25 protein-coding genes and 3 pseudogenes are annotated in these 22,561 nt (G+C 57.5%); 12 read left to right on the top strand and 16 right to left on the bottom strand.

Annotation, left to right across the window (positions count from 1 at the left end; genetic code table 11):
• Positions 1 to 5: 5 nt before the first annotated feature.
• Positions 6 to 437, bottom strand: a complete 432-nt coding sequence (locus ACQY4M_RS19990) for a hypothetical protein (protein ID WP_428547824.1) — start codon at positions 435 to 437, stop codon at positions 6 to 8.
• Between the two features lie 394 nt (positions 438 to 831).
• Between ACQY4M_RS19990 and ACQY4M_RS19995 the strand changes: the two genes are divergently transcribed.
• On the top strand, positions 832 to 1,386 hold the full coding sequence (locus ACQY4M_RS19995; protein WP_428547827.1) for a sugar transferase: 555 nt from the start codon (positions 832 to 834) through the stop codon (positions 1,384 to 1,386).
• Here ACQY4M_RS19995 and ACQY4M_RS20000 read toward each other — a convergent pair.
• On the bottom strand, positions 1,361 to 2,611 hold the full coding sequence (locus ACQY4M_RS20000; RefSeq protein WP_428539230.1) for an IS256 family transposase: 1,251 nt from the start codon (positions 2,609 to 2,611) through the stop codon (positions 1,361 to 1,363). The genes ACQY4M_RS19995 and ACQY4M_RS20000 overlap by 26 nt on opposite strands.
• Positions 2,612 to 2,663: 52 nt before the next feature.
• On the opposite strand from ACQY4M_RS20000, the gene ACQY4M_RS20005 reads away from it, so the two are divergent.
• On the top strand, positions 2,664 to 3,041 hold the full coding sequence (locus ACQY4M_RS20005) for a DUF6473 family protein (protein ID WP_428547830.1): 378 nt from the start codon (positions 2,664 to 2,666) through the stop codon (positions 3,039 to 3,041).
• 51 nt (positions 3,042 to 3,092) lie between these two features.
• Here the strand turns inward: ACQY4M_RS20005 and ACQY4M_RS20010 are convergent, their stop codons facing one another.
• The 6 genes from ACQY4M_RS20010 to ACQY4M_RS20035 all read right to left on the bottom strand — a co-directional run bounded on the left by ACQY4M_RS20010 (position 3,093) and on the right by ACQY4M_RS20035 (position 7,522).
• Positions 3,093 to 4,019 (bottom strand): electron transfer flavoprotein subunit alpha/FixB family protein, encoded by a 927-nt coding sequence (locus tag ACQY4M_RS20010; RefSeq protein WP_428547833.1) that lies wholly within the window; start codon positions 4,017 to 4,019, stop codon positions 3,093 to 3,095.
• Positions 4,019 to 4,777: an electron transfer flavoprotein subunit beta/FixA family protein gene (locus ACQY4M_RS20015; protein ID WP_428547836.1), complete on the bottom strand. Its 759-nt coding sequence runs from the start codon at positions 4,775 to 4,777 to the stop codon at positions 4,019 to 4,021. The genes ACQY4M_RS20010 and ACQY4M_RS20015 overlap by 1 nt, the downstream gene beginning before the upstream one ends.
• A 256-nt stretch (positions 4,778 to 5,033) precedes the next feature.
• Positions 5,034 to 5,606, bottom strand: a complete 573-nt coding sequence (locus ACQY4M_RS20020; RefSeq protein WP_428547839.1) for a cob(I)yrinic acid a,c-diamide adenosyltransferase — start codon at positions 5,604 to 5,606, stop codon at positions 5,034 to 5,036.
• A 3-nt stretch (positions 5,607 to 5,609) separates the two neighbouring features.
• Positions 5,610 to 5,813: a twin transmembrane helix small protein gene (locus tag ACQY4M_RS20025; RefSeq protein ID WP_428547842.1), complete on the bottom strand. Its 204-nt coding sequence runs from the start codon at positions 5,811 to 5,813 to the stop codon at positions 5,610 to 5,612.
• A 24-nt stretch (positions 5,814 to 5,837) separates the two neighbouring features.
• Positions 5,838 to 6,671: an SDR family NAD(P)-dependent oxidoreductase gene (locus ACQY4M_RS20030; RefSeq protein ID WP_428547845.1), complete on the bottom strand. Its 834-nt coding sequence runs from the start codon at positions 6,669 to 6,671 to the stop codon at positions 5,838 to 5,840.
• 38 nt (positions 6,672 to 6,709) lie between these two features.
• Complete coding sequence (locus ACQY4M_RS20035; RefSeq protein ID WP_428547848.1) at positions 6,710 to 7,522, bottom strand: division plane positioning ATPase MipZ; 813 nt, start codon at positions 7,520 to 7,522, stop codon at positions 6,710 to 6,712.
• 235 nt (positions 7,523 to 7,757) lie between these two features.
• Between ACQY4M_RS20035 and ACQY4M_RS20040 the strand changes: the two genes are divergently transcribed.
• Entirely contained in the window at positions 7,758 to 8,984 is a 1,227-nt protein-coding gene (locus ACQY4M_RS20040; RefSeq protein ID WP_428539582.1) for an IS256 family transposase, read from the top strand.
• 47 nt (positions 8,985 to 9,031) lie between these two features.
• Here ACQY4M_RS20040 and ACQY4M_RS20045 read toward each other — a convergent pair.
• Positions 9,032 to 9,487 (bottom strand): annotated as a pseudogene (locus tag ACQY4M_RS20045) (extracellular solute-binding protein); the annotation flags it as partial.
• 124 nt (positions 9,488 to 9,611) lie between these two features.
• On the opposite strand from ACQY4M_RS20045, the gene ACQY4M_RS20050 reads away from it, so the two are divergent.
• Together ACQY4M_RS20050 and ACQY4M_RS20055 are read left to right on the top strand one after the other, a co-directional pair.
• A complete protein-coding gene (locus ACQY4M_RS20050; RefSeq protein ID WP_428547851.1) occupies positions 9,612 to 10,265 on the top strand; it encodes a GntR family transcriptional regulator in 654 nt (217 codons plus the stop codon).
• A 74-nt stretch (positions 10,266 to 10,339) separates the two neighbouring features.
• Positions 10,340 to 11,731 (top strand): annotated as a pseudogene (locus ACQY4M_RS20055) (aspartate aminotransferase family protein).
• Between the two features lie 3 nt (positions 11,732 to 11,734).
• Here ACQY4M_RS20055 and ACQY4M_RS20060 read toward each other — a convergent pair.
• The 4 genes and pseudogenes from ACQY4M_RS20060 to ACQY4M_RS20075 form a co-directional block, all read right to left on the bottom strand.
• Positions 11,735 to 12,499, bottom strand: coding sequence for an amino acid ABC transporter permease (locus ACQY4M_RS20060; protein ID WP_428547854.1), 765 nt, complete (start codon positions 12,497 to 12,499; stop codon positions 11,735 to 11,737).
• Between the two features lie 8 nt (positions 12,500 to 12,507).
• A complete protein-coding gene (locus tag ACQY4M_RS20065; protein WP_428547857.1) occupies positions 12,508 to 13,254 on the bottom strand; it encodes an amino acid ABC transporter ATP-binding protein in 747 nt (248 codons plus the stop codon).
• 52 nt (positions 13,255 to 13,306) lie between these two features.
• A pseudogene (locus ACQY4M_RS20070) lies at positions 13,307 to 14,212 on the bottom strand (NAD(P)/FAD-dependent oxidoreductase); the annotation flags it as partial.
• Positions 14,213 to 14,225: 13 nt separating this feature from the next.
• Positions 14,226 to 14,798, bottom strand: a complete 573-nt coding sequence (locus ACQY4M_RS20075) for a helix-turn-helix domain-containing protein (protein WP_428547860.1) — start codon at positions 14,796 to 14,798, stop codon at positions 14,226 to 14,228.
• A gap of 137 nt (positions 14,799 to 14,935) precedes the next feature.
• Here ACQY4M_RS20075 and ACQY4M_RS20080 point away from each other — a divergent pair, with 137 nt between their 5' ends.
• The 3 genes from ACQY4M_RS20080 to ACQY4M_RS20090 all read left to right on the top strand — a co-directional run bounded on the left by ACQY4M_RS20080 (position 14,936) and on the right by ACQY4M_RS20090 (position 17,398).
• Positions 14,936 to 15,979 carry an IS5 family transposase gene (locus tag ACQY4M_RS20080; protein WP_428539227.1) on the top strand — a complete coding sequence of 348 codons (1,044 nt, stop codon included), beginning with the start codon at positions 14,936 to 14,938 and terminating at the stop codon, positions 15,977 to 15,979.
• Between the two features lie 151 nt (positions 15,980 to 16,130).
• Positions 16,131 to 17,174, top strand: a complete 1,044-nt coding sequence (locus ACQY4M_RS20085; RefSeq protein ID WP_428539227.1) for an IS5 family transposase — start codon at positions 16,131 to 16,133, stop codon at positions 17,172 to 17,174.
• 65 nt (positions 17,175 to 17,239) lie between these two features.
• Positions 17,240 to 17,398, top strand: coding sequence for a hypothetical protein (locus ACQY4M_RS20090; RefSeq protein ID WP_428547863.1), 159 nt, complete (start codon positions 17,240 to 17,242; stop codon positions 17,396 to 17,398).
• Between the two features lie 12 nt (positions 17,399 to 17,410).
• Here the strand turns inward: ACQY4M_RS20090 and ACQY4M_RS20095 are convergent, their stop codons facing one another.
• Entirely contained in the window at positions 17,411 to 18,637 is a 1,227-nt protein-coding gene (locus tag ACQY4M_RS20095; protein WP_428539582.1) for an IS256 family transposase, read from the bottom strand.
• Between the two features lie 281 nt (positions 18,638 to 18,918).
• Here ACQY4M_RS20095 and era point away from each other — a divergent pair, with 281 nt between their 5' ends.
• The 3 genes from era to recO are packed head-to-tail and all read left to right on the top strand — an operon-like array spanning position 18,919 to position 20,894.
• On the top strand, positions 18,919 to 19,830 hold the full coding sequence (era, locus tag ACQY4M_RS20100) for a GTPase Era (RefSeq protein ID WP_428547866.1): 912 nt from the start codon (positions 18,919 to 18,921) through the stop codon (positions 19,828 to 19,830).
• Entirely contained in the window at positions 19,827 to 20,156 is a 330-nt protein-coding gene (locus ACQY4M_RS20105) for a DUF1491 family protein (RefSeq protein ID WP_428547869.1), read from the top strand. The genes era and ACQY4M_RS20105 overlap by 4 nt, the downstream gene beginning before the upstream one ends.
• Before the next feature lie 12 nt (positions 20,157 to 20,168).
• On the top strand, positions 20,169 to 20,894 hold the full coding sequence (gene recO, locus ACQY4M_RS20110; RefSeq protein ID WP_428547872.1) for a DNA repair protein RecO: 726 nt from the start codon (positions 20,169 to 20,171) through the stop codon (positions 20,892 to 20,894).
• Here recO and ACQY4M_RS20115 read toward each other — a convergent pair.
• A complete protein-coding gene (locus tag ACQY4M_RS20115; protein WP_428547875.1) occupies positions 20,891 to 21,280 on the bottom strand; it encodes an META domain-containing protein in 390 nt (129 codons plus the stop codon). The two genes, recO and ACQY4M_RS20115, sit on opposite strands and share 4 nt — an antisense overlap.
• 82 nt (positions 21,281 to 21,362) lie before the next feature.
• Here ACQY4M_RS20115 and ACQY4M_RS20120 point away from each other — a divergent pair, with 82 nt between their 5' ends.
• Positions 21,363 to 22,061, top strand: coding sequence for an alpha/beta fold hydrolase (locus ACQY4M_RS20120; RefSeq protein WP_428547878.1), 699 nt, complete (start codon positions 21,363 to 21,365; stop codon positions 22,059 to 22,061).
• Here ACQY4M_RS20120 and ACQY4M_RS20125 read toward each other — a convergent pair.
• On the bottom strand, positions 22,058 to 22,546 hold the full coding sequence (locus tag ACQY4M_RS20125; protein WP_428547881.1) for a hypothetical protein: 489 nt from the start codon (positions 22,544 to 22,546) through the stop codon (positions 22,058 to 22,060). The two genes, ACQY4M_RS20120 and ACQY4M_RS20125, sit on opposite strands and share 4 nt — an antisense overlap.
• Positions 22,547 to 22,561: the final 15 nt, after the last annotated feature.

Genomic DNA, 22,561 nt, shown 5'->3' on the forward strand with positions numbered 1-22,561 from the left:
GCTCGTTAGTCAATTGGCAATTCACTGACTCGCACTAGATCCGCCAAGAACCTATTAAACATCTGTGGCGAGACTATGGCGTCCATAACAGCCATCTCAACCTCGGGTCCACGCGTCAATTCGCCCCCCGTTTTCTGCCACTCAGTGTATGCTTTAAGACTGTGCTTTTCGTCCGCAGCAACTCTCAATGCGATCAAAATGTCATTTTCCCCGATTGCATCAGGATCCAACAAAATCGATCGATTTGGCGCGGCCTCTTTCAAAACCTGCTCCATAGCATCACACAATTTTTGCCGATTTGGCGTCTGATCAGGACAAGACAGGATAATCCTGTTTGACGGGGTTATTTCCGGTGTACTGCTCATAGCAACTGTTCCTTGTATTAAACCGATTTGGAGCGATGCAAATACGGCTAATCCCAAAATTTTCCGGGCCATTGTCAGCTCCTGTTTTTGTGCATTCCTGCATCTTTTACTTCGCTATTGATCCAACTAAACACTCGGTCTCCGAAATCAACCGTTTCTGGTTTGCATCTACAACCCCATGACCACACATTAGGAACACGCAAGGCCTATTTGACGTTGTTTACAGCATCATACCTTCAGATATCCATTGGAATCGGGATTTACAGGAACTCTCTTGAATGGGCCACCTAAGCATAATACTGCCTTTGCAATCCGGCAAAACACCGCTTAAATGTTCCTTCGGGTCGGCAAGAATAGCAGATGTTGAATTCTGTATCATTCATGGCGATCTTTGTATCAATTGCTGCCATCCATATCCTGACACCAGGCGGGGCATACGTAACAGAGTAAAGAGGATACCACGTATATGAAATCTGTCGTTGACCGGTTACTGGCTTTACTCTTGCTTGGCCCTGCGATGTTTCTTTGCATACCCGCAATGATCGCAATTCGTATTGAAAGTCGCGGGAATCCGTTATTTCTGCAAACCCGTGTCGGACGAAATCAAAAACCGTTCACCCTGTTTAAACTGCGAACAATGGCTCACGGAACAGGCGACAGGGGCAGTCACGAAGTTTCTGCTGCACAGGTCACTAGAATTGGGCAGCTGTTACGGCGCACCAAAGTCGATGAACTGCCCCAGATTATCAATGTGTTGATCGGGAACATGAGTTTCGTTGGTCCAAGACCCTGCTTGCCGAATCAATCCGAATTGATCGCCGAGCGGGATGCAAGGAATGTATTTTCTGTCCTGCCGGGGATTACCGGCCCTGCCCAGTTATCAGGGATAGACATGTCCACCCCGCGCGAACTGGCAATAGCAGATGCAGCATATATTTCAGAACGTTCACTACGAATGGATCTTGAGCTATGCCCAAAAGTTGGTGACGCAGTAATCAGGCGGCATGTTTTTCCTGCTTGATCCCGTCCTTAAATTCAACCCCTTCGATGATTTCCGGCAATCGGAATGCGCCGTCGAGTTTACGCCATTTCTTCTTTGCCGACATCATCAGGCGGAAGGTCATTGCCAAGGCGGTCTTGCGCCCGAGGCAGCCTTTGGTCTTCTTCGTTCGGTGCCGCACGGTGGCAAATATGCTTTCGATGGGGTTGGATGTGCGGATGTGTTTCCAGTGCTCGGCAGGGAAGTCGTAGAAGGTCAGCAGCACGTCCCGGTCCTTGGTCAGCTTCCCCACGGCACGCTCGTATTTCACGCCATAGGCTTCGATGAAGAAATTGAACGCGGCCTCGGCGTCCCGTTTGTTCTCGGCCATCCAGATGTCCTGTAGATGGCCCTTGGCTTTGGCTTGCAGCGACTTCGGCATGGCATTCAGGACGTTGCCGGTTTTATGCACCCAGCAGCGCTGCTCCCGGGTCTCACCGAACACCTCCCGCAAGGCGTTCCAGAAGCCGAGCGCGCCATCACCAACGGCCAGATCAGGGGCTTTTCTGAGGCCACGACGTTGCAAGTCCAGCAGCAGTTCACGCCAGCTCTGGCTGCTTTCTCGATACCCGTCCACGAGGCCCAGAACATCCTTGTTACCCCACTCGTCCGCGCCGATGATCACCAGCATGCATTGCTTGTCAGCATCCGTGCGCGGCTTGAAATAAACCCCGTCGGCCCAGAAATACACATAGCGTTTGGCCGACAGGTCACGCCGGTTCCAACGCTCGTATTCTGCCCACCACTCCGCCTTCAGGCGCGAAATCGTGCTCGATGTCAAACCACCCGCATCAGGCCCCAGAAGGGCCGCCAGTGCTTCGCCGAAATCACCCGTGGAAATACCTTTGAGATAGAGCCAGGGCAACAACTCCTCGACCGACTTTGCCCGGCGCAGATACGGCGGCAGAAGCGTCGAGGTGAACCTGATCTTCTCCGCCCCCGTGCCACGATCACGCACCCGAGGCACATTCACCGGGACAGGGCCGATCCCCGTCATCACCTCGCGCTCCGGCAGGTATCCGTGGCGAACAAGGCGCTGGCGACCGGCCGAATCCCTCAAATGCGCGTGTTGCGCCATCAGATCACAAACCTCGGCCTCGACCGCCTGTGCCAACAGATCCCGCGCGCCTTTGCGCAAGATATCCGTCAGCGGATCAGGTGAAATTCCGGCTGGATCGGTAAACTCCAAAATAGTATCGTCTTCCATGTGGCATATCCTTTTCTCTCTGAGAATCGCGGCGCGTCAACACCGCCATGATATGCCACCCAATCACCCCATCACCAACTTTCGGGCATTACTCCGGGCGGCATGGGTGGCGCGCACAAAGCTGTTGATCAACAAGATCGAGGGCAAGACAATCCTGCTGTGGTTTTCCGACCGTTCGCCGGACAGTCCACCGGTGCCAAACGGGCTGGGGCGTGATCCGCTGTTCGTCGATCGCAGCATGGTCGAGGAAATCCGCCCGCATGTATCCGAAGTGGTCGAAGTTGTGCCAGACACGCTGACGCTGGCCAAAGGGACCGAGGGGATGATCTATTCCCCGCTGGACGAATTGGCCGCCCGCGAGCTGATGGGGGTTGGTGCCCATGAACAAGTGGCCGCTGCATTGGTCGAACTACTGAAACATCTACTGTAAACAAAAAGGCCCGCCGGGAAGGGCGGGCCTTTCAGGTGATTTATTAATCGCTTACTGCGCGTCGATCAGCGCCGGAACCGCTTCGAACAGGTCGGCAACAAGCCCGTAATCGGCAACCTGGAAAATCGGCGCCTCTTCGTCCTTGTTGATGGCGACGATGATCTTGCTGTCTTTCATGCCGGCCAGATGCTGGATCGCACCGGAAATGCCAACTGCGATATATAGTTCGGGCGCAACCACCTTGCCGGTCTGGCCAACCTGCCAGTCGTTCGGGGCATAGCCCGAGTCAACCGCCGCACGGGACGCGCCAACGGCAGCGCCCAGTTTGTCGGCCAGTTTTTCGATCAGCGCAAAGTCGTCTTCCGACCCGACACCACGACCACCGGAAACCACGATACCGGCCGAGGTCAGCTCGGGACGGTCGCTTTCGGCTACCTTGTCTTCAACCCATTCGGACAGGCCGGGGTTGGCAACAGCAGGCGCTGCTTCGACTGGGGCCGAGCCACCTTCGCCAGCAACGTCAAAGGTTGTGGTGCGAACTGTCAGAACCTTTTTGCCATCGGTGGATTTCACCGTCTGGATCGCATTGCCCGCATAGATCGGGCGTTCAAAGGTATCGCCATCCACCACGCCGGAAATATCGGTGATCACCATCACATCCAGCAGGGCTGCAACCCGTGGCATCACGTTTTTCGCAGATGCCGTAGCGGGGGCGACGATGTGGTCGTAATCGCCAGCCAGCGCCACGATCAGATCGGCAACCGGTTCGGCCAGATCATGCCCATAGGCGGCATCATCGGCGCACAGCACCTTGGATACGCCGTCCAGTTTTGCCGCTGCCTCGGCCGCACCGGAACAACCGGCACCAGCGCACAGGATGGTCACATCGCCCAGCATTTTTGCTGCCGTCAGGGTTTTCGCAGTTGCATCAACAGCCAATTCGCCGCCGTTCACTTCTGCCAACAGTAATACAGCCATCAGACAACCCCCGCTTCTTTGAGTTTCGCAACAAGTTCGGCCACATCCGCCACCTTGACACCCGCAGCGCGGGCCTCGGGTTCGCCGGTTTTCACAACGGTCAGACGCGGGGTTACATCGACGCCGTAATCGGCGGCGGTTTTTTCATCCAGCGGCTTTTTCTTGGCCTTCATGATGTTGGGCAAGGATGCGTAGCGTGGTTCGTTCAAACGCAGATCAACGGTGATGATGGTAGGCATCTTGACCTTGATCGTCTGCAAACCGCCGTCCACCTCGCGGGTGACGGTGGCATGATCGCCGTCGATATCCACCTCGGATGCAAAGGTGGCCTGTGACCAACCCAGCAGCGCGGCCAGCATCTGGCCGGTGGCGTTCATGTCGTTATCGATCGCCTGTTTGCCTGCCAGAACCAGATCGGGCTTTTCTTCATCCACGATGGCCTTCAGGATTTTGGCAACGGCCAGCGGCTCGATGTCCTGATGCACATCATCGGCGGCAATCACCAGAATGGCACGGTCAGCGCCCATCGCCAAAGCGGTGCGCAGGGTTTCCTGTGCCTGTTTGACACCGATGGAAACGGCCACCACTTCTTCGACCTTGCCTGCTTCGCGCAGGCGGATCGCTTCTTCTACCGCGATTTCGTCAAAAGGGTTCATCGACATTTTGACATTGGCGAGATCAACACCCGATCCGTCCGCTTTGACGCGAACCTTCACGTTGTAGTCGATCACGCGCTTGACTGGCACTAGCACCTTCATCAGCGTATCTCTCCTATTAATTCCCCCACAAAGGGCGGAGTTGTCCAAGCTCTCGAAAGGTTGTTAGCCGAGTGTCACGGCGAAAAACAGAGCAAAATCGACATGAACAGTCATGGCGACGCCGCGTTTTGTGTTTTTCAGGGAATTATAGCGTCTCGCACCTGTTCGATTCGAGCATTTGCCGACCGACCGAGGCAGCGTTCGCATAAGCGAATGCGTTCGGTTGGTCGGCGAATTCGATTTGGTGCGACATGCTCTAACGGTTGGCGCCGGGTACCCAAAGCACATCTTTTGCACCGTTTTCATTGGCAACACGGCTGGCGACAAAGAACCAGTCGGACAGACGATTCAGATATTTCACCGCAGCCGGATTGACAGATTCGCCGGTGGCCAGTTCCACTGCCATCCGTTCGGCCCGGCGTGAAACGGTGCGGCACAGATGCAAATGCGCGGCCAGCGGGCTGCCGCCGGGCAGGATGAAAGAGCGCAGCGTGGCAAGATTGGCATTCATCGCGTCGATCTCGCCTTCCAGCCGCTCGACCTGAGATGCGGCCAGCCGCAGGGGCGGGTATTCGGCGTCTTTGTCTTTGTCCATTTCGGGGCGGCACAGATCGGCCCCCAGATCGAACAGATCATTCTGGATCAGCGCCAGCATATCGTCCATGTCGCCATTGGCGTGCAGGCGGGCAAGGCCGACAGTGGCGTTTACCTCGTCCACAGTGCCATATGCCGCCACACGCGGCGATGTTTTGGAAACACGCACACCGTTGCCCAGCGCGGTTTCGCCAGCATCGCCGGTTTTGGTGTAAATCTTGTTCAGAACGACCATGATCTAGCCTTTGCTACGGATATAGAGAAACAGCAGTAACAGCACCACGGCAATGGCCTGTGCATAGATGCGATACCGCATCAGCCGGTTGGCGTGTTTGCGGTTGAATTCACCGCCCTTGGCAAAGCCACCAATGCCCAGCATCAGGATAATCACCACCACCAGACAGGCAGCGGCAAGGGTCAGAAATAGAGGGTCTTGAAGCATGTCGCGTTTCCTTATGCTGCCGGTTTAGCCCTTTAGCAGGATCCAGTCAAAGGCGCGGGTCGACAGGATACGACGAAAGAAACCGGACAGATAGGTCGGCACGGTGACGTAATAACGCGGCTTCGGGCGTCTGGATTCCAGCGCGTGGATCAGCTTTTTCGTTACCGCCGATGGGGGCAGTTCGAATTTGTCAGGTTCGCCACTGGTATCATACAGGCGCGGACGCAGGCCGAATTCGTATAGTTTGCGCAGGGCCGAATTTTCCCAGTCGATCCACTTTTCAAAATGCGGTTGGGCATTGACGCGGATTTTCGTGGTGATCGGGCCGGGTTCGATCAGGATCACGTCGATCGGCTGGCTGTGCATTTCAAGGCGCAGCACATCGGTCAGCCCCTCCAGCGCGAATTTGGTCGAGACATAAGCCCCGCGAAACCGCAACCCGGCCATCCCCAGAACCGAGGAACAATTGATGATCCGCCCGTGCCCCTGCGCCCGCATCACCGGAATCACCTGATTGGTCAGATCGTGATAGCCGAACAGATTAACCTCGAATATCGCGCGCAGGGCGTCGCGGGGCAAATCCTCGACCGCGCCGGGGATGGCATAGGCGCCGTTATTATAAAGCGCATCCAGGGTGCCACCGGTGCGCGACAGGGTTTCGGTGACGGCGGCCTTGATCGAAGCCTCGTCAGCGTAATCCAGAACAAAGCTTTCCAGCCCTTCGCCGCGCAGACGTTCACAGACGGATTCCTGCCGGCAGGTGGCAAACACCCGCCAGCCGCGTTTGTGCAACGTGTGCGCCGCGTCATAACCGATGCCCGAAGAACACCCGGTGATCAGAATGGATTTTTTGCTCATTTTCCTGCCTTGTTATTATTCTGTGGGCGGTCCTAATCCTAGAAGTTAACCGTAACCCCTGGCAAATTCAGCGCCTTCATTAATTCGCGTAGTTCCTGACGGGCGGCGACATTGGAAATATTCATCTGCCCTTTGACGCCGATATCGCGTAAATCCAACAAGGTCAGGCCGCGCGGGAACAGTTCGCGGAAAATGACCCGCTCGCCAAAGCCGGGTGCGATGCGAAAACCGATGCGTTTTGACAGGGCATTCAGGGCCTGCTCCATCTTTTCCTTATTGTGCATCCGCTGTGCGGCCAGCCGGTTGCGCACCACAACCCAGTCAATAGAGGGCAATCCGGCCTGCGCCCGCAATTGCCGCGCGTTCCAGACCATTTCGGAATAGACCGAGGGGCTGAGGATTTTACCGCTGTCCGGATCCATATGTGCCAGCAGGTCGAAATCGACAAAACTGTCGTTCAGCGGGGTGATCAAAGTGTCGGCCAGTGAATGGGCCACCTGCGACAGACGAGTGTGTGACCCAGGGCAGTCGATCAGGATGAAATCATTATCCGGCTCTAGCGTGGCCACGGCGGCAGACAGGCGATGGTCATAGACATTTTCACCGGGCTTCAGCTTGGCACGGTCTACATCCGGCAGATCGTGGTAATCGGGCATTGGCAATTTGACGTCATGGGTTTCGCAATAGGTGCGACGGTTTTCAACGTAACGGCCAAAGGTGCGTTGCCGCAAATCCAGATCCAGCGCGCCGACGCTATGACCCATCCGGACCAGTGCCGTTGCCACATGCATCGAGGTGGTCGATTTGCCCGAGCCACCCTTTTCGTTCCCCACAACAATAATATGCGCCAAAACAATACACCCCGTTCATTCGCTAATACTGCGCCCCAGTGCGCTGAGGGCACTATATGCAGTGGCAATGCTTATGGGAAGCCGTGAATAGTGTCTGAAAACTTCAACTTGAAAAATCGGTACCGGGACATTTGATGGTAGTGTCGCGAGTTTGGTGGAAATTCGAGGACGGCGTAATCTCCGGGTGCATCGAAGCCACCCAACCGGCGGCTGGAACCGCCAAGGAGATCACGCCATGACAAAGAATACAGCAACATCGACATCCGCGCTACTGGCCAATGAAGCAGGCTATGACCCGATTGAAGACCGGCTGCGCCAGAACATCCGCGCGACGATCGAGGCGGTTTTCGAAGAGGAGCTGGAGCAGTTTCTGGGCCGTTGCCGGTATGGCCGCAGCGGCGGGGCAAAGGCCGGATACCGCCACGGGCATCGCGAGCGGCAACTGGTCGGAACATTTGGAACCGAAACGGTGCGCGTGCCGCGTGCGCGGATCACAGGCGAGGCCGGCAAGGCCAGAGAATGGCGCTCGAAGGCATTGCCCCGCTACCAGCGGCTGACGAAGAAGGCCGAGGCGCTGATCGCTGCTGTCTACCTTTCGGGCACCAACACACGGCGGGTAAAACGCGCCCTGTTCGGCCTGTTTCAGGGGGCGGTCAGCAAGGATGTGGTGAGCCGCGCCTGGCGCAAGGTGAAGGTGGACTGGCAGGCGTGGTGCGCCCGCAGCCTTGCGGATGAAGACATCGTGCGGCTGATCCTGGACGGCACCGTGATCAAAACGCGGATTGACAGGAAGGCCACCAATATCTCGGTTCTGGCCGCGATTGGCGTGCGCCGGGATGGGCAGAAGGTCTTGTTATCACTGATGAACATGGGCGGCGAAAGCACCTCCGCCTGGCGTCAGTTCATCAACGATCTGGATGCGCGCGGGTTGAAACGGCCCGAATTTGTCATCGTGGACGGGGCACCGGGACTTGAGGTCGCTCTCATTGCCCTCTGGGGTGAAGATCTGCCGATCCAGAGGTGCACGGTGCACAAGCACCGCAACCTTCTGGCCAAGGCACCCAAGCGTATGCATGATGAGTTGACAGAAGATTACCGCGACATGATCTACGCCAAAACACCCGAGGAAATCGCCACCCGCCGCAAGGCATTTCTGCGAAAATGGCGGCTGAAATGCAAGGCCGTCGCTGACAGCTTGGAAGAAGCAGGAGATAAGCTTTTCACCTTCACGCGTCTGCCACAAGGCCAGTGGAAATCGGCCAGAACGACAAATGCGATCGAACGCCTGAACGAGGAATTCCGCCGCCGCATCAAGACCCAGACCGTGCTGCCATGCGCCGAGACCGTGCCGATGCTGCTTTGGGCTCTGATGGCCTCGGGGCAGATCGTCATGCGAAAGGTCGATGGCTGGGAAACGCTCGCTCAGCCCGTCGCCGACGCAACCCTTGACCAAGCCGCCTGACCGGCGCATAACTCAACCCGCTCGGAGGTGCCTGAAATCAATTTCCACCACTTTCGAGACACAACCTCATCCCCCAATGCTTCTTTCACTTTTGCGACATTTACACCAATACCGGTGGTGCCCCACATGTAATTGACTGAATATTCGTTTCCGGGATCATATTGCGCGGTGCGTTCCTTGATCACGTCCCACAGGTTTACGGCATTGGGCAGTTTCGAGTAGTCCAGCTTCTGGAAGGCACCTGCTTGAATTTGACGCTGCAAAAAGCCGGCCGTCGGCACCACAACATCATAGCCCGACCCGCCAGCCAGCATTTTGGTTTCCAGCAATTCGTTTGAATCGAACACGTCATAAATCAGCGTAATGCCGGTTTCTTCCTGAAACTTGGTCAGCAGGCTTTCGTCGATGTAATCGGACCAGTTGTAAACATGCACTTCCTCGGCGATTGCCGCGCCCGCCCCAAGGGCCAGCACCGCTGTCATTGTCAGCAAATTCGTTTTCATTGATTGTTCTCCCATTGGTCGGGAGTCTTGGCTCCCGTCAAAATATTTGATCAAAAAAATTGACACAAAGCAATAAAAAGTTTCCACTAACAGCATCCGGACCGCTGTCATAATAGGGAATAACGTGGATAATTCGCCGCAAAACCTGCCTGTTCACGAGGTGGTCTATCGCCAGATCCGCGAAATGATCCTGCTGGGCGAATTTGCCCTAGGCCAGTCGGTCACCATTCAGGGGCTGGTGCAGGAGCTGGGCGTCGGCATGACGCCGGTGCGCGAGGCCATCCGCCGCCTGACCGCCGAAGGGGCGCTGGAATTTCAGGGTAACCGGCGGATCATACTGCCGCAAATGACACTGGCACAACTGGACGAAATCGCCTTTGCCCGCCTGTCAATCGAACCCCGATTGGCCTATTTGGCGACCAGCCGCATGTCAGGCGCCGACTATCAGGGGCTATATGACACTGATCAGGCCCTGAACGAGGCCATTGCGAAGGGCGATGTCGCGAATTATCTGAAATACAACTATCGGTTTCACCACGACCTGTATCAACTGTCCGAGGCCCACATCCTGCTGTCTATGGCGGCTTCGCTCTGGTTGCGGATCGGCCCGTCGTTGCGGGTGGTTCTGGGGCGGTACGGCACCGCCAACCTGCCTGACAAACACAAAGAAGCGCTGCAAGCTATGCGCGACGGCGACCCGCAAGCGGTGGCACAGGCGATAAAGGAAGACCTGCATCAGGGGCACGAGGCAATCCGTCAGTCGCTAGAAAAAGCATAAACGCAGCAATTCCATTTGACAGGAAATAATTTGATCATATTCTGCATCAAACCCGCTTCATCAGGAGATGCGTCATGAACATGATCACCAACCACCCGCCCACCAAAGAGCTTCAGAAACTTGATGCCGCGCATCATATGCACCCGTTTACCGCCGGCGCCGAACTGGCCGCCAAGGGTGCGCGGGTGATCACATCGGCCAAGGGTGTGACGCTGACCGATTCCGAAGGTGTGGAACTGCTGGACGCAATGGCGGGTCTGTGGTGCGTCAACATAGGTTATGGCCGTAACGAACTGGCCGAAGCCGCCGCGCGGTAAATGCGCGAACTGCCTTATTACAACACCTTTTTCCAGACCACCCATGTGCCCGCCGTGGCACTGGCTACCAAGCTGGCCGAACTGGTGCCTGGTGATCTGAACCAGGTATTTTTTGGCTGTTCGGGATCGGATGCAAACGACACCAACATACGCCTTGTGCGCCACTATTGGGCGGCCAAAGGCAAGCCCGACAAAAAGGTGATCATATCGCGCAAGAACGCCTACCACGGCTCGACCGTTGCGGCTGCCAGCCTTGGCGGAATGACAGCAATGCATGCACAAGGCGGGCTACCGATCCCCGATATCCACCATATAGACGAACCCAACTGGTATGCCCAAGGCGGTGATCTGTCGCCCGAGGAATTCGGTCTGGAACGCGCCCGCCAACTGGAGCAGGCGATTGCCGAAATCGGCGAAGACCGTGTCGCCGCCTTTATCGCCGAACCGATTCAGGGCGCGGGCGGGGTGATCATTCCACCCGAAACCTACTGGCCGGAAATCCAGCGGATTTGCGATGCGCATGAAATCCTGCTGATCGCGGACGAAGTGATCTGCGGCTTTGGGCGCACCGGCAACTGGTTCGGCTGCGATACCTTCAACATCCGTCCCGACATTATGACCATCGCCAAGGGTCTGTCCTCGGGCTATGCGCCGATCGGTGGCTCTATGGTGTCAGACGAGGTGGCCGAAGTGATCGCCAACGCCGGTGATTTTAACCACGGCTATACCTATTCCGCCCATCCGGTTTCCGCCGCCGTGGCACTGGAAAATCTGCGGATCATGGAAGAAGAAAAGATCGTCGACACCGTGCGCGATGTCACCGCCCCCTATCTGGCCAAACGCTGGGCCGAACTGGCGGATCACCCGATGGTCGGAGAAGCAAGCATCTGCGGTATGGTCGCTTCGGTCGCTATGTCCCCGGACAAGGCCAACCGGGCCCCGTTCGAGGCGCCCGCCGGCACCATCGGTCTGATGTGCCGTGATCGCTGTTTTGAAAACAAACTGGTGATGCGCCATGTGGGGGACCGGATGATCATCTCGCCACCGTTGATCCTGACCAAAGACGACATCGACACACTGATGGACCGCGCTTACCGCTCGATTGACGAGGCCTATCTGCAAGCCAAAAAGGAAGGGCTGTTCAAATAGCATTCAACCCCGTTCATCAGCGCCCATCCTGCGTTCCAGCCAACGCACAAAGGCGCTGATGATCAACACCAGCAGCAGATATTCGACGATCAGCAGGGTATTAATCTCCAGCGGCCGGTATTCCGTCACCACCAGTTCATTGGCGCGGCGCGTCAGTTCCTGCATACCGATGACCGAGGCAAAGGCCGACATTTTCACGATATAGATGAACTGGTTAGCCAGCGGCGGGAGGATGCGCCGGATTGCTTGGGGCAGGATCACGTAACGCATGTTTTGCGCGTTGGTCAGGCCGATGGTTTGCCCTGCCTCGACTTGCCCTTTCGGGATCGACTGAATCCCCGCACGATAGATTTCGGCGGTAAAGGCGCTGTCGGACACGGCCAAGGCGATGATCGCACCCCAGAACGGATCAATGCTGATTTTGATCCCCATCGATTTCAGCACAACCGGCAACCCGTAGAACACCCAGAACAGCATCGGCAGCAGGGGCACCGCCCGCACCAGCTCGATATAAACCCGTGACGGGATGCGCAGCCATCGACGCGGCGACATGCCCGGCAGGGCCACGATCAGCCCCAGCACCATCGACAATCCAGCCGCGATCAGGGATAGCAGAATGGTTGATCCAAACCCGCCCAGCAGGAATTTGATGTTGATCCAGCCCGCAGGCGTGCGCGGGTCAATCACGTACCAACCCCAGATGTTGGACTGACCACAGCCCGCGATAAGCAGGGGCAAAGACAGCAGGATCAGGGTTTTCAGTTTCATCACGCCCCCTAGTGCTGCAATATCTGGTTCAGGAACTTACGGCACCGCGCGGTTTTTGGTGCGGTAAAGAATTCCTCGGGCGGGGCGGATTCCAGTATCTCGCCCTTGTCCATAAACACCATCCGGTCGGCGGCCTTGCGGGCAAAGCCCATTTCATGGGTCACCACAACCATCGTCATCCCCTCATTGGCCAGATCAAGGATCACATCCAGAACCTCGGCAATCATTTCAGGATCCAGCGCCGAGGTGGGTTCGTCAAACAGCATCAGCTTGGGTTCCAGACACAGGCAACGGGCAATCGCCACCCGCTGTTGCTGCCCGCCCGACAGTTGGCCGGGCTTTTTGTCGGCCTGTTCGGGGATGTGCACCCGTTCCAGATAATGCATCGCGCGGGCTTCGGCCTCGGCCCGTGACAACCCGCGTGCCTTGATCGGTCCAAGGGTCAGGTTTTCCAGCACCGTCAGATGCGGAAACAGGTTGAACTGCTGAAACACCATGCCGATTTCCGAGCGGACCTGCGCGATGCTTGCCGCATCCTCGGTCAACTCGATCCCGTCGACCACAATCCGCCCCGTATCATGCGCTTCCAGCCGGTCGATACAACGCACCAGCGTGGATTTACCCGAACCGGACGGCCCGCAAATCACCAGTTTTTCACCAAATGGCACTGTCAGGGTAATATCCTTAAGCGCCTGATAATCGCCAAACCATTTACCCACACCGCTGATTTCAATCGCGTTTGCGCTGCCCTGCATCCTGCCTGCCCTGCCCGTTTCCCGTTCAACTTATTATTACCTGACCATCTATAAGGATCGGCTCGAAATGGTCGAAATCCTCGGGCAGCTGGTCAAATTCGAAGTTCTCGGGAATGCCGTCCATCCCCCAGGGCTTGGCATTCGGCTCAAATGCCCCCAGCAGAAACTTGCCCGCGTCTTCCTTGTAATAGGCGCATTCGTCCGGCACCCGCAGCACCGGCAGTTGCTCCAGCCCCTTGATCGGCTCGGTAACGATATAGAAATGCTCGCAGGCCTGTAGCGGCACATTTACCCCCGCCATGCGGCCCACTTCATGCCCCCACATACCGGCACAGTTCACCACATGATCAGCGGCAATAAACCCCTGCCCCGCATCCGTTTCCCATTCAACACCGGTTGCGCGCCCGCCCTCGGTGCGTATCCCCGCAACCCGCACCCGTTCCAGCACCTGTGCCCCGCGCATCCGTGCGCCCTTGGCCAGTGCCAGCGCGATGTTGGCAGGATCGCCCTGCCCGTCATCACGGATAAACACCCCGGCCAATACATCGTCAATATTCAGGTGCGGATAGCGGGTCTTCACCTCCTGCGCCGTGATTTCCTCGGCCGCCACCCCGAACGCCCGCGCCATGGCCGCGCCGCGAAACAGTTCCTCGCGCCGGTCTTCGGTCAGTGCAACCGAGATTGATCCGCAGGTTCGCAGCCCCGTCGCCACGCCGGTTTCTTCCTCCAGCGAGGCATATAAATCACGACTGTATTTTGCCAGCTTCGTCATATTGCTGGACGACCGCAATTGCCCGATCAGCCCCGCCGCATGCCATGTCGTACCGCTGGTCAGTTGTTTGCGCTCCAGCAGAACCACATCCTGCCAGCCCAGTTTCGCCAGATGATATGCAACCGAGCAACCGATGATCCCGCCGCCAATAATGACAACCCGTGCTTTCGTTGGGATTTCAGCCATAATCTGCTCCTTGTTAATAGACCGGCGGGGCAATCACCCAGATCGCCACGGCAGGCTCGTCATAGGGGTTGGACCAGCGGTGCATCTCGCCTTTGATGCGGAAACTATCGCCGGGGTGGATGGTGAATTTCCGGCCAGCAATCCATATATCCAGCATGCCGGATACCAGATAACCAACCTCCTGAGTGGAACGCGCAATGGCCTCTTTGGCCTTGGAACGGGGCTCAAAGGTGGAATGAACCACCTCGAAATCATTGGTCAGATCGGGCGAAAGCAGTTCCTCGACCAGTCCCGCCTCGCGGTTGCCAATACTGCGGCGCGCATGCTTTCGCACGACATAACCTTCTTCGCCCGCAGGGGCGGCGGCATGGGAAAACAGCATCGAGATTGGCACATCCAGCGCCGCGGAGATTTTGCGCAAATCATCAACAGACGGGTCCGACAAATCCCGCTCGACCTGTGACAACCAGCCGACAGATCGACCCAGCCGTTCCGCCAAATCCGTCAAGGTCACCCCGCGCGCCTTGCGGATCGCCCGCAGGTCTGCACCAAGGGTTTTTGCCCGTAACGGGTCGCTGTGTAACATTCGTGAAATACCTTATGAAATTTTCACATCTATTTTCACCATTGCCCGTAGGGAACCTCTAAAAATCCCCCAAAATCCGGCCTGACGGGGTAGAATCGTCATCAGGATGAAAATGATTCGACCGACGGGGTTTTGTCATGGGTCAGATGGGATTTTTTGATCTTTCCAGCCGATACGCGGGACTGGACAAATCTGGTGATCCGCTGGTGTTGCTCAACGACATGGTGCCGTTCGAGGATTACCGGGACGAGCTGAAGGCCATATGGCGCACGCCGCCCGAACAGCGCAAATCCAACGCTGGCCGCCCGCCTTGGGATGAGGTGCTGATATTCAAGACGATGGTTTTGCAGCAGCTCTACAACCTCTCTGACGATCAGATCGAGTATCAGATCCGCGACCGCCTGTCGTTCATGCGGTTTCTCGGCCTTGGCATTGAAGACAGCGTACCTGACGCCAAGACCATCTGGGCCTACCGTGAAAGGCTGGCCGGGGCCGGGAAGATGAAGGAGCTGTTTGACAAGTTCGATGCCTTTCTGCGCGAAAAGGGCTATCTGGCGATGGGCGGGCAGATTGTTGATGCGAGCATCGTTCCGGCGCCGCGCCAGCACAACAAAAGGGACGAGAACGAGAAAATCAAGGCGGGCGAAACGCCTGAAGAGTGGGAGGAAAAACCCCACAAGAAGCGCCAGAAGGACGTGGATGCGCGCTGGACGAAGAAGCACGGCAAGAGCTATTACGGCTACAAGAACCACATCAATGTCGACCGGCGGCACAAATTCATCCGCGCTTATGATGTCACCGATGCCGCCGTGCATGACAGCCAGGCGCTTGCCGGTCTGATTGATGCGAGCAACACCTCATCGGACCTGTGGGCCGACAGCGCCTATCGCTCGCAAAAGATCGAAAGCGAGCTGGAAGAGCGGGGGCTTCACAGCCATATCCATCACAAGGGCAGGCGCGGCAAGCCGCTTGGCGAGCGCCAGCAAAAGGCCAACCGGAGGCGCTCGAAAGTGCGGGTCCGGGTCGAGCATGTATTCGCTTTTCAGGAGCGCTCCATGGGCGGCAAGCTGATCCGCTCCATCGGCCTGAAGCGGGCGCGATTTCGCATCGGGATGATGAACCTGGTCTACAACATGAAGCGCTTCGTCCAGTTCGAATGCGGCCTGGCGGCGCCGGGATAAGGGTTCATGGGGTGAGGTGTGCCTGAAATACCCAAAACCGGCTTGAAACCGGTGAAAATGGGTTTATGATCCGAAGCAATCAGGCGGGACAGGCGAAAAACCGTCCACCCCGCCGCGAAGAAGGCGAAAACGGGAATTTACAGAGGTTCCCATGGGTCAGATGGGATTTTTTGATCTTTCCAGCCGATACGCGGGACTGGACAAATCTGGTGATCCGCTGGTGTTGCTCAACGACATGGTGCCGTTCGAGGATTACCGGGACGAGCTGAAGGCCATATGGCGCACGCCGCCCGAACAGCGCAAATCCAACGCTGGCCGCCCGCCTTGGGATGAGGTGCTGATATTCAAGACGATGGTTTTGCAGCAGCTCTACAACCTCTCTGACGATCAGATCGAGTATCAGATCCGCGACCGCCTGTCGTTCATGCGGTTTCTCGGCCTTGGCATTGAAGACAGCGTACCTGACGCCAAGACCATCTGGGCCTACCGTGAAAGGCTGGCCGGGGCCGGGAAGATGAAGGAGCTGTTTGACAAGTTCGATGCCTTTCTGCGCGAAAAGGGCTATCTGGCGATGGGCGGGCAGATTGTTGATGCGAGCATCGTTCCGGCGCCGCGCCAGCACAACAAAAGGGACGAGAACGAGAAAATCAAGGCGGGCGAAACGCCTGAAGAGTGGGAGGAAAAACCCCACAAGAAGCGCCAGAAGGACGTGGATGCGCGCTGGACGAAGAAGCACGGCAAGAGCTATTACGGCTACAAGAACCACATCAATGTCGACCGGCGGCACAAATTCATCCGCGCTTATGATGTCACCGATGCCGCCGTGCATGACAGCCAGGCGCTTGCCGGTCTGATTGATGCGAGCAACACCTCATCGGACCTGTGGGCCGACAGCGCCTATCGCTCGCAAAAGATCGAAAGCGAGCTGGAAGAGCGGGGGCTTCACAGCCATATCCATCACAAGGGCAGGCGCGGCAAGCCGCTTGGCGAGCGCCAGCAAAAGGCCAACCGGAGGCGCTCGAAAGTGCGGGTCCGGGTCGAGCATGTATTCGCTTTTCAGGAGCGCTCCATGGGCGGCAAGCTGATCCGCTCCATCGGCCTGAAGCGGGCGCGATTTCGCATCGGGATGATGAACCTGGTCTACAACATGAAGCGCTTCGTCCAGTTCGAATGCGGCCTGGCGGCGCCGGGATAAGGGTTCATGGGGTGAGGTGTGCCTGAAATACCCAAAACCGGCTTGAAACCGGTGAAAATGGGTTTATGATCCGAAGCAATCAGGCGGGACAGGCGAAAAACCGTCCACCCCGCCGCGAAGAAGGCGAAAACGGGAATTTACAGAGGTTCCCTATAGATGGAAATAGCCACGGTTGTGTCTCGAAAGTGGTGGAAATTGATTTCAGGCACCTCCGAGCGGGTTGAGTTATGCGCCGGTCAGGCGGCTTGGTCAAGGGTTGCGTCGGCGACGGGCTGAGCGAGCGTTTCCCAGCCATCGACCTTTCGCATGACGATCTGCCCCGAGGCCATCAGAGCCCAAAGCAGCATCGGCACGGTCTCGGCGCATGGCAGCACGGTCTGGGTCTTGATGCGGCGGCGGAATTCCTCGTTCAGGCGTTCGATCGCATTTGTCGTTCTGGCCGATTTCCACTGGCCTTGTGGCAGACGCGTGAAGGTGAAAAGCTTATCTCCTGCTTCTTCCAAGCTGTCAGCGACGGCCTTGCATTTCAGCCGCCATTTTCGCAGAAATGCCTTGCGGCGGGTGGCGATTTCCTCGGGTGTTTTGGCGTAGATCATGTCGCGGTAATCTTCTGTCAACTCATCATGCATACGCTTGGGTGCCTTGGCCAGAAGGTTGCGGTGCTTGTGCACCGTGCACCTCTGGATCGGCAGATCTTCACCCCAGAGGGCAATGAGAGCGACCTCAAGTCCCGGTGCCCCGTCCACGATGACAAATTCGGGCCGTTTCAACCCGCGCGCATCCAGATCGTTGATGAACTGACGCCAGGCGGAGGTGCTTTCGCCGCCCATGTTCATCAGTGATAACAAGACCTTCTGCCCATCCCGGCGCACGCCAATCGCGGCCAGAACCGAGATATTGGTGGCCTTCCTGTCAATCCGCGTTTTGATCACGGTGCCGTCCAGGATCAGCCGCACGATGTCTTCATCCGCAAGGCTGCGGGCGCACCACGCCTGCCAGTCCACCTTCACCTTGCGCCAGGCGCGGCTCACCACATCCTTGCTGACCGCCCCCTGAAACAGGCCGAACAGGGCGCGTTTTACCCGCCGTGTGTTGGTGCCCGAAAGGTAGACAGCAGCGATCAGCGCCTCGGCCTTCTTCGTCAGCCGCTGGTAGCGGGGCAATGCCTTCGAGCGCCATTCTCTGGCCTTGCCGGCCTCGCCTGTGATCCGCGCACGCGGCACGCGCACCGTTTCGGTTCCAAATGTTCCGACCAGTTGCCGCTCGCGATGCCCGTGGCGGTATCCGGCCTTTGCCCCGCCGCTGCGGCCATACCGGCAACGGCCCAGAAACTGCTCCAGCTCCTCTTCGAAAACCGCCTCGATCGTCGCGCGGATGTTCTGGCGCAGCCGGTCTTCAATCGGGTCATAGCCTGCTTCATTGGCCAGTAGCGCGGATGTCGATGTTGCTGTATTCTTTGTCATGGCGTGATCTCCTTGGCGGTTCCAGCCGCCGGTTGGGTGGCTTCGATGCACCCGGAGATTACGCCGTCCTCGAATTTCCACCAAACTCGCGACACTACCCTCAGTTATTGCAGCTAAGACAATGGGTTAAGCGTTACTTGAAGTAGTTATCTGGGTCAGCCCCCTCTGTTATTAAGTTAGCGATGTCAATTTGGTAGTGCATCTAGAAGAAATGGCAGTATCTTCAAGCTGCTGGATGAGAACCGTTCTCTTTGCTTTTGTTCGTAACAGAAAGATAATACATGACCGAAACACGCGCGGGCTTTGTTGCCCTGATAGGTGAGCCGAACGCCGGAAAGTCGACGCTGCTGAACCGGATGGTGGGGGCCAAGGTGTCCATTGTGACGCATAAGGTGCAGACTACCCGCGCCCGTATTCGCGGTGTCGCGATCGAGGGCGACACCCAGCTGGTGTTCGTCGACACCCCCGGCCTGTTCGCCCCGCGCCGCCGCCTGGACCGCGCCATGGTGGCTGCGGCGTGGAGCGGTGCTGCGGATGCCGATATCGTGGTTCTGCTGGTCGAGGCACACCGTGGCGTGACCGCCGGGGTCAAGGTTATTCTGGAGGCGCTGAACGAACGCGCCGGTGGCCGCCCCGTGGCGCTGGCCATCAACAAGATCGACAAGGTAAAGGCCGACAGATTGCTGGTGTTGACCAAGGAACTGAACGATCTTTATGATTTCACCGAAACCTTTATGATATCCGCCGAAAAGGGCCACGGTGTTGATACGTTGCGCAAATGGTTGGCAGCGGAATTGCCCAAAGGCCCGTGGTTGTACCCCGAAGACCAGATTGCCGATCTGCCGCTGCGCATGATCGCCGCCGAAATCACCCGCGAAAAGCTGACGTTGCGCCTGCATCAGGAATTGCCCTACCAGCTGACGGTCGAAACCGAAAACTGGGAGGATCGCAAGGATGGCTCGGTCAAGATTGACCAGCTGATCTATGTGATGCGCGACGGGCACAAGGGGATCTTGCTGGGTCACAAGGGTGAAACCATCAAGGGCGTGGGCAAAGCCGCCCGCGAGGAACTTGAGGAATTTCTGGGCCGCAAGGTGCATCTGTTCCTGCAAGTCAAAGTGCGCCCCAACTGGCTGAACGAGGCCGAGCGCTATTCCGAAATGGGGCTGAATTTCAAGGACGGCAATAAGTGACGCGGCTGACCACAGAATTCTGGGTTCAGGCCTATTTGCAACGGTTAAATCTGGCGAATATACCTGCGTTTGTCACCCAAAAGGGCGATCTGACAGCAGGGGCGGTGATCGTCAAGCTGAACACACTGGATGGCGATGCACAGGCGTTTGAACGCTCGTTCGATCTGGAAAAAGGGCAACGCGCGTGGATCGGTATGGCAGTCGGTTGCGAGGCCGAGGTGGATATGTCGATCCAGCGGCAGAAATCGTTCGATCCCGATCTATGGGTGATCGAGGTCGAGGACAAACAGGGCCGTCACCTGCTGGACGAACCGGGGCTGGCGTAATACGGTTCGCATATGGAATGGCGTGACCAAGGGGTTTTGCAGGCGGTGCGCAAGCACGGCGAAAACTCGGCTATCATCGAAGTATTCACCGCCGAACACGGGCGGCATGCGGGCGTTGTGCGCGGGGCATCCTCGCGCAAAATGGCGCCTGTATTGCAACCCGGTGCGCAACTGGCCGTCACATGGCGCGCCCGCCTTGCCGACCATCTGGGCAGTTACACCGTGGAACCCCTGCGCAGCCGTGCGGCGGCGGTGATGGCGGACCGGCTGACACTGTCGGCGCTGAATTCCATCTGTGCCCTGCTGGCCTTTGCCCTGCCCGAACGCGAGGCGCACCCGCTGCTGTACCAGCGCTCTGTCACCCTGTTCGATCTGCTGGGCAATACCGAAGGCTGGCCGCTGGCCTACTTGCGCTGGGAACTGGCGCTGCTCGAGGATCTGGGCTTTGGTCTTGATCTGCGCCGTTGCGCAGTGAACGGCAGCCGCGATGATCTGGCCTATGTTTCCCCCAAATCCGGCCGTGCGGTCAGTGCCGAAGGGGCAGGTGAATGGGCCGACCGTCTGCTGCCCCTGCCGCTGTGCCTGCTGGGCCAGGGTCCGGCGCCCGACAGCGAGATCATCGACGGGCTGCGACTAACAGGGCATTTTCTGACCCACTGGCTGGCCTATTCGCTGGGCAACAAACCTCTACCTGCCGCACGACAACGGTTTGTGGACGCCTATGTGCGGCATACTTAAGGCACCGCATTGAACACCATCTCGCGACCCGTATCATTGGACAAAACCAATACGTTCCCCAACACATCCATCAGAGTCATTTCCTCCAGTGCCTTGAAAAACTGCTGCTCTGCCGCCAGATCGGAGCAGGCCATTTTGGTGGATATCACCGGCCCCGCCTCGAACCACGGGCGCGGGGCGGACTGGGTGGCGGAATAGCGGTTGCAGGGGGCCTGGCCCGTGATTTTCCCCTTGGCTGGAAAGGCAATGGTTGCGCGGGCCGGAAAGGGTTTGCCATCCAGTTCGACCAGTGCCCATTCCGCCCGCTGATCCACATAGCCGGATATGGTTTCATCATATTTGCACCCCGTCAGGGTGAACATCAGCAGGGCAATCAGAAACCGCATCAAGGGGCCTTTCGGGGGTTACGGGTGTCCGGTGATGATATACACTCGGCAACAGATGTAAAATCACAAGAAAGCCAACACTATGCCCGCCACCCCTTTGTTGCTAATCTCGGGTCTGGCCTGCACGGATACCCTGTTCGCCGCGCAAACCCCTGTTTTGGCGCAGGACCGGCAGGTGATCATAGGCGACCACATGCAGCACGACAGCATGTCGGATATAGCCGCGCATATTCTGGTGGGGGCACCGGAGCGGTTCGCCCTGGCCGGTCTGTCGATGGGCGGCTATCTGTGCTTTGAAATCATGCGTCAGGCCCCCGAACGGGTGGAACGGCTGGCGCTGCTTGATACATCCGCCCGCCCAGATACGCCCGAAAAAACTGCGCTGCGGGTTGAGGCGCTGGAACTGGTGGCAGCGGGGAAATTCATGGCTGTATGTCATGCCACGCTGGACCTGAGCATCGCCAAATCGCGACACGATGATACCGTGCTGAAACAGGCGATCATTGATATGGCGGTGGATACGGGGCCGGATGTCTGGGCGCAACAAATCCACGCCATTATGGGGCGGGCGGAATCGGTGCCGATGCTTGAAAAAATCACCTGCCCGACACTGGTTGTTGTCGGGGAGGAAGATCAGTTAACCCCGCCCGATCTGGCTCAGGAGATGGTGGCAGGTATCCCCGATGCGCGACTGGAGGTGATCCCAGACTGCGGCCACATGTCGACAATGGAAAAGCCTGATCAGTTGACCGTGCTTTTGCAGGACTGGCTTGCGGGCTAATTGCTGCCCATCGCCTCGGGTGAGCCTTCGACAACGAATTTGTTGCCCGCATGGCACGCGGTGCAATTCAGCATCAGGTCGGCCAATCCTTTTTGCACCGCGACCGGATCGCCGCCCTGGGCTGTTTTGCCCAGCTCGGTGAACAGATCATGGGTGGCAAATCCAAGGCTTTTGAATTCGATCGGCAACTTGCCCATAAGCGAGGCCGACATATCCGGTTTTTGCGCGCCCGTTTCGGTCGCCAGTTCGGCAACGGTTTTCAGATCGCCCTCGGCGGTTGCCTCGACAATTCCCTGAACGGCCTCGAGGAATCCGCGCATTTCCCCAAGAATCATAATGCGTTCATCCGAGGTGACCAGAATGGCGGTGCGATCATCCTTGCTGGGGATGGTGTTGCCGGCAATGATGAATTTATTGGTCAGAAAGCCAAGTGCGGCCAGCAGGACCAGAATGACAAGCCAAAGGAATTTCGGGGATTTCAGCATGGGTGGGCCACCTTT

It is taken from the genome of Profundibacter sp. (genome assembly GCF_965277155.1).
In the GTDB taxonomy this organism is placed as follows: domain Bacteria; phylum Pseudomonadota; class Alphaproteobacteria; order Rhodobacterales; family Rhodobacteraceae; genus Profundibacter.

What these genes read in the sequence shown, in the direction of transcription:
- ACQY4M_RS20040 (WP_428539582.1), top strand. Translation starts at nt 7,758, where the DNA reads ATGACAAAGAATACAGCAACATCGACATCCGCGCTACTGGCCAATGAA.
- ACQY4M_RS20080 (WP_428539227.1), top strand. Translation starts at nt 14,936, where the DNA reads ATGGGTCAGATGGGATTTTTTGATCTTTCCAGCCGATACGCGGGACTG.
- ACQY4M_RS20060 (WP_428547854.1), bottom strand. Translation starts at nt 12,499, where the DNA reads ATGAAACTGAAAACCCTGATCCTGCTGTCTTTGCCCCTGCTTATCGCG.
- ACQY4M_RS19995 (WP_428547827.1), top strand. Translation starts at nt 832, where the DNA reads ATGAAATCTGTCGTTGACCGGTTACTGGCTTTACTCTTGCTTGGCCCT.
- ACQY4M_RS19990 (WP_428547824.1), bottom strand. Translation starts at nt 437, where the DNA reads ATGGCCCGGAAAATTTTGGGATTAGCCGTATTTGCATCGCTCCAAATC.
- ACQY4M_RS20095 (WP_428539582.1), bottom strand. Translation starts at nt 18,637, where the DNA reads ATGACAAAGAATACAGCAACATCGACATCCGCGCTACTGGCCAATGAA.
- ACQY4M_RS20075 (WP_428547860.1), bottom strand. Translation starts at nt 14,798, where the DNA reads ATGTTACACAGCGACCCGTTACGGGCAAAAACCCTTGGTGCAGACCTG.
- ACQY4M_RS20000 (WP_428539230.1), bottom strand. Translation starts at nt 2,611, where the DNA reads ATGGAAGACGATACTATTTTGGAGTTTACCGATCCAGCCGGAATTTCA.
- ACQY4M_RS20005 (WP_428547830.1), top strand. Translation starts at nt 2,664, where the DNA reads ATGCCACCCAATCACCCCATCACCAACTTTCGGGCATTACTCCGGGCG.
- era (WP_428547866.1), top strand. Translation starts at nt 18,919, where the DNA reads ATGACCGAAACACGCGCGGGCTTTGTTGCCCTGATAGGTGAGCCGAAC.
- ACQY4M_RS20020 (WP_428547839.1), bottom strand. Translation starts at nt 5,606, where the DNA reads ATGGTCGTTCTGAACAAGATTTACACCAAAACCGGCGATGCTGGCGAA.
- ACQY4M_RS20120 (WP_428547878.1), top strand. Translation starts at nt 21,363, where the DNA reads ATGCCCGCCACCCCTTTGTTGCTAATCTCGGGTCTGGCCTGCACGGAT.
- ACQY4M_RS20030 (WP_428547845.1), bottom strand. Translation starts at nt 6,671, where the DNA reads ATGAGCAAAAAATCCATTCTGATCACCGGGTGTTCTTCGGGCATCGGT.
- ACQY4M_RS20085 (WP_428539227.1), top strand. Translation starts at nt 16,131, where the DNA reads ATGGGTCAGATGGGATTTTTTGATCTTTCCAGCCGATACGCGGGACTG.
- ACQY4M_RS20015 (WP_428547836.1), bottom strand. Translation starts at nt 4,777, where the DNA reads ATGAAGGTGCTAGTGCCAGTCAAGCGCGTGATCGACTACAACGTGAAG.
- ACQY4M_RS20025 (WP_428547842.1), bottom strand. Translation starts at nt 5,813, where the DNA reads ATGCTTCAAGACCCTCTATTTCTGACCCTTGCCGCTGCCTGTCTGGTG.
- ACQY4M_RS20115 (WP_428547875.1), bottom strand. Translation starts at nt 21,280, where the DNA reads ATGCGGTTTCTGATTGCCCTGCTGATGTTCACCCTGACGGGGTGCAAA.
- ACQY4M_RS20090 (WP_428547863.1), top strand. Translation starts at nt 17,240, where the DNA reads ATGATCCGAAGCAATCAGGCGGGACAGGCGAAAAACCGTCCACCCCGC.
- ACQY4M_RS20010 (WP_428547833.1), bottom strand. Translation starts at nt 4,019, where the DNA reads ATGGCTGTATTACTGTTGGCAGAAGTGAACGGCGGCGAATTGGCTGTT.
- ACQY4M_RS20065 (WP_428547857.1), bottom strand. Translation starts at nt 13,254, where the DNA reads ATGCAGGGCAGCGCAAACGCGATTGAAATCAGCGGTGTGGGTAAATGG.
- recO (WP_428547872.1), top strand. Translation starts at nt 20,169, where the DNA reads ATGGAATGGCGTGACCAAGGGGTTTTGCAGGCGGTGCGCAAGCACGGC.
- ACQY4M_RS20125 (WP_428547881.1), bottom strand. Translation starts at nt 22,546, where the DNA reads ATGCTGAAATCCCCGAAATTCCTTTGGCTTGTCATTCTGGTCCTGCTG.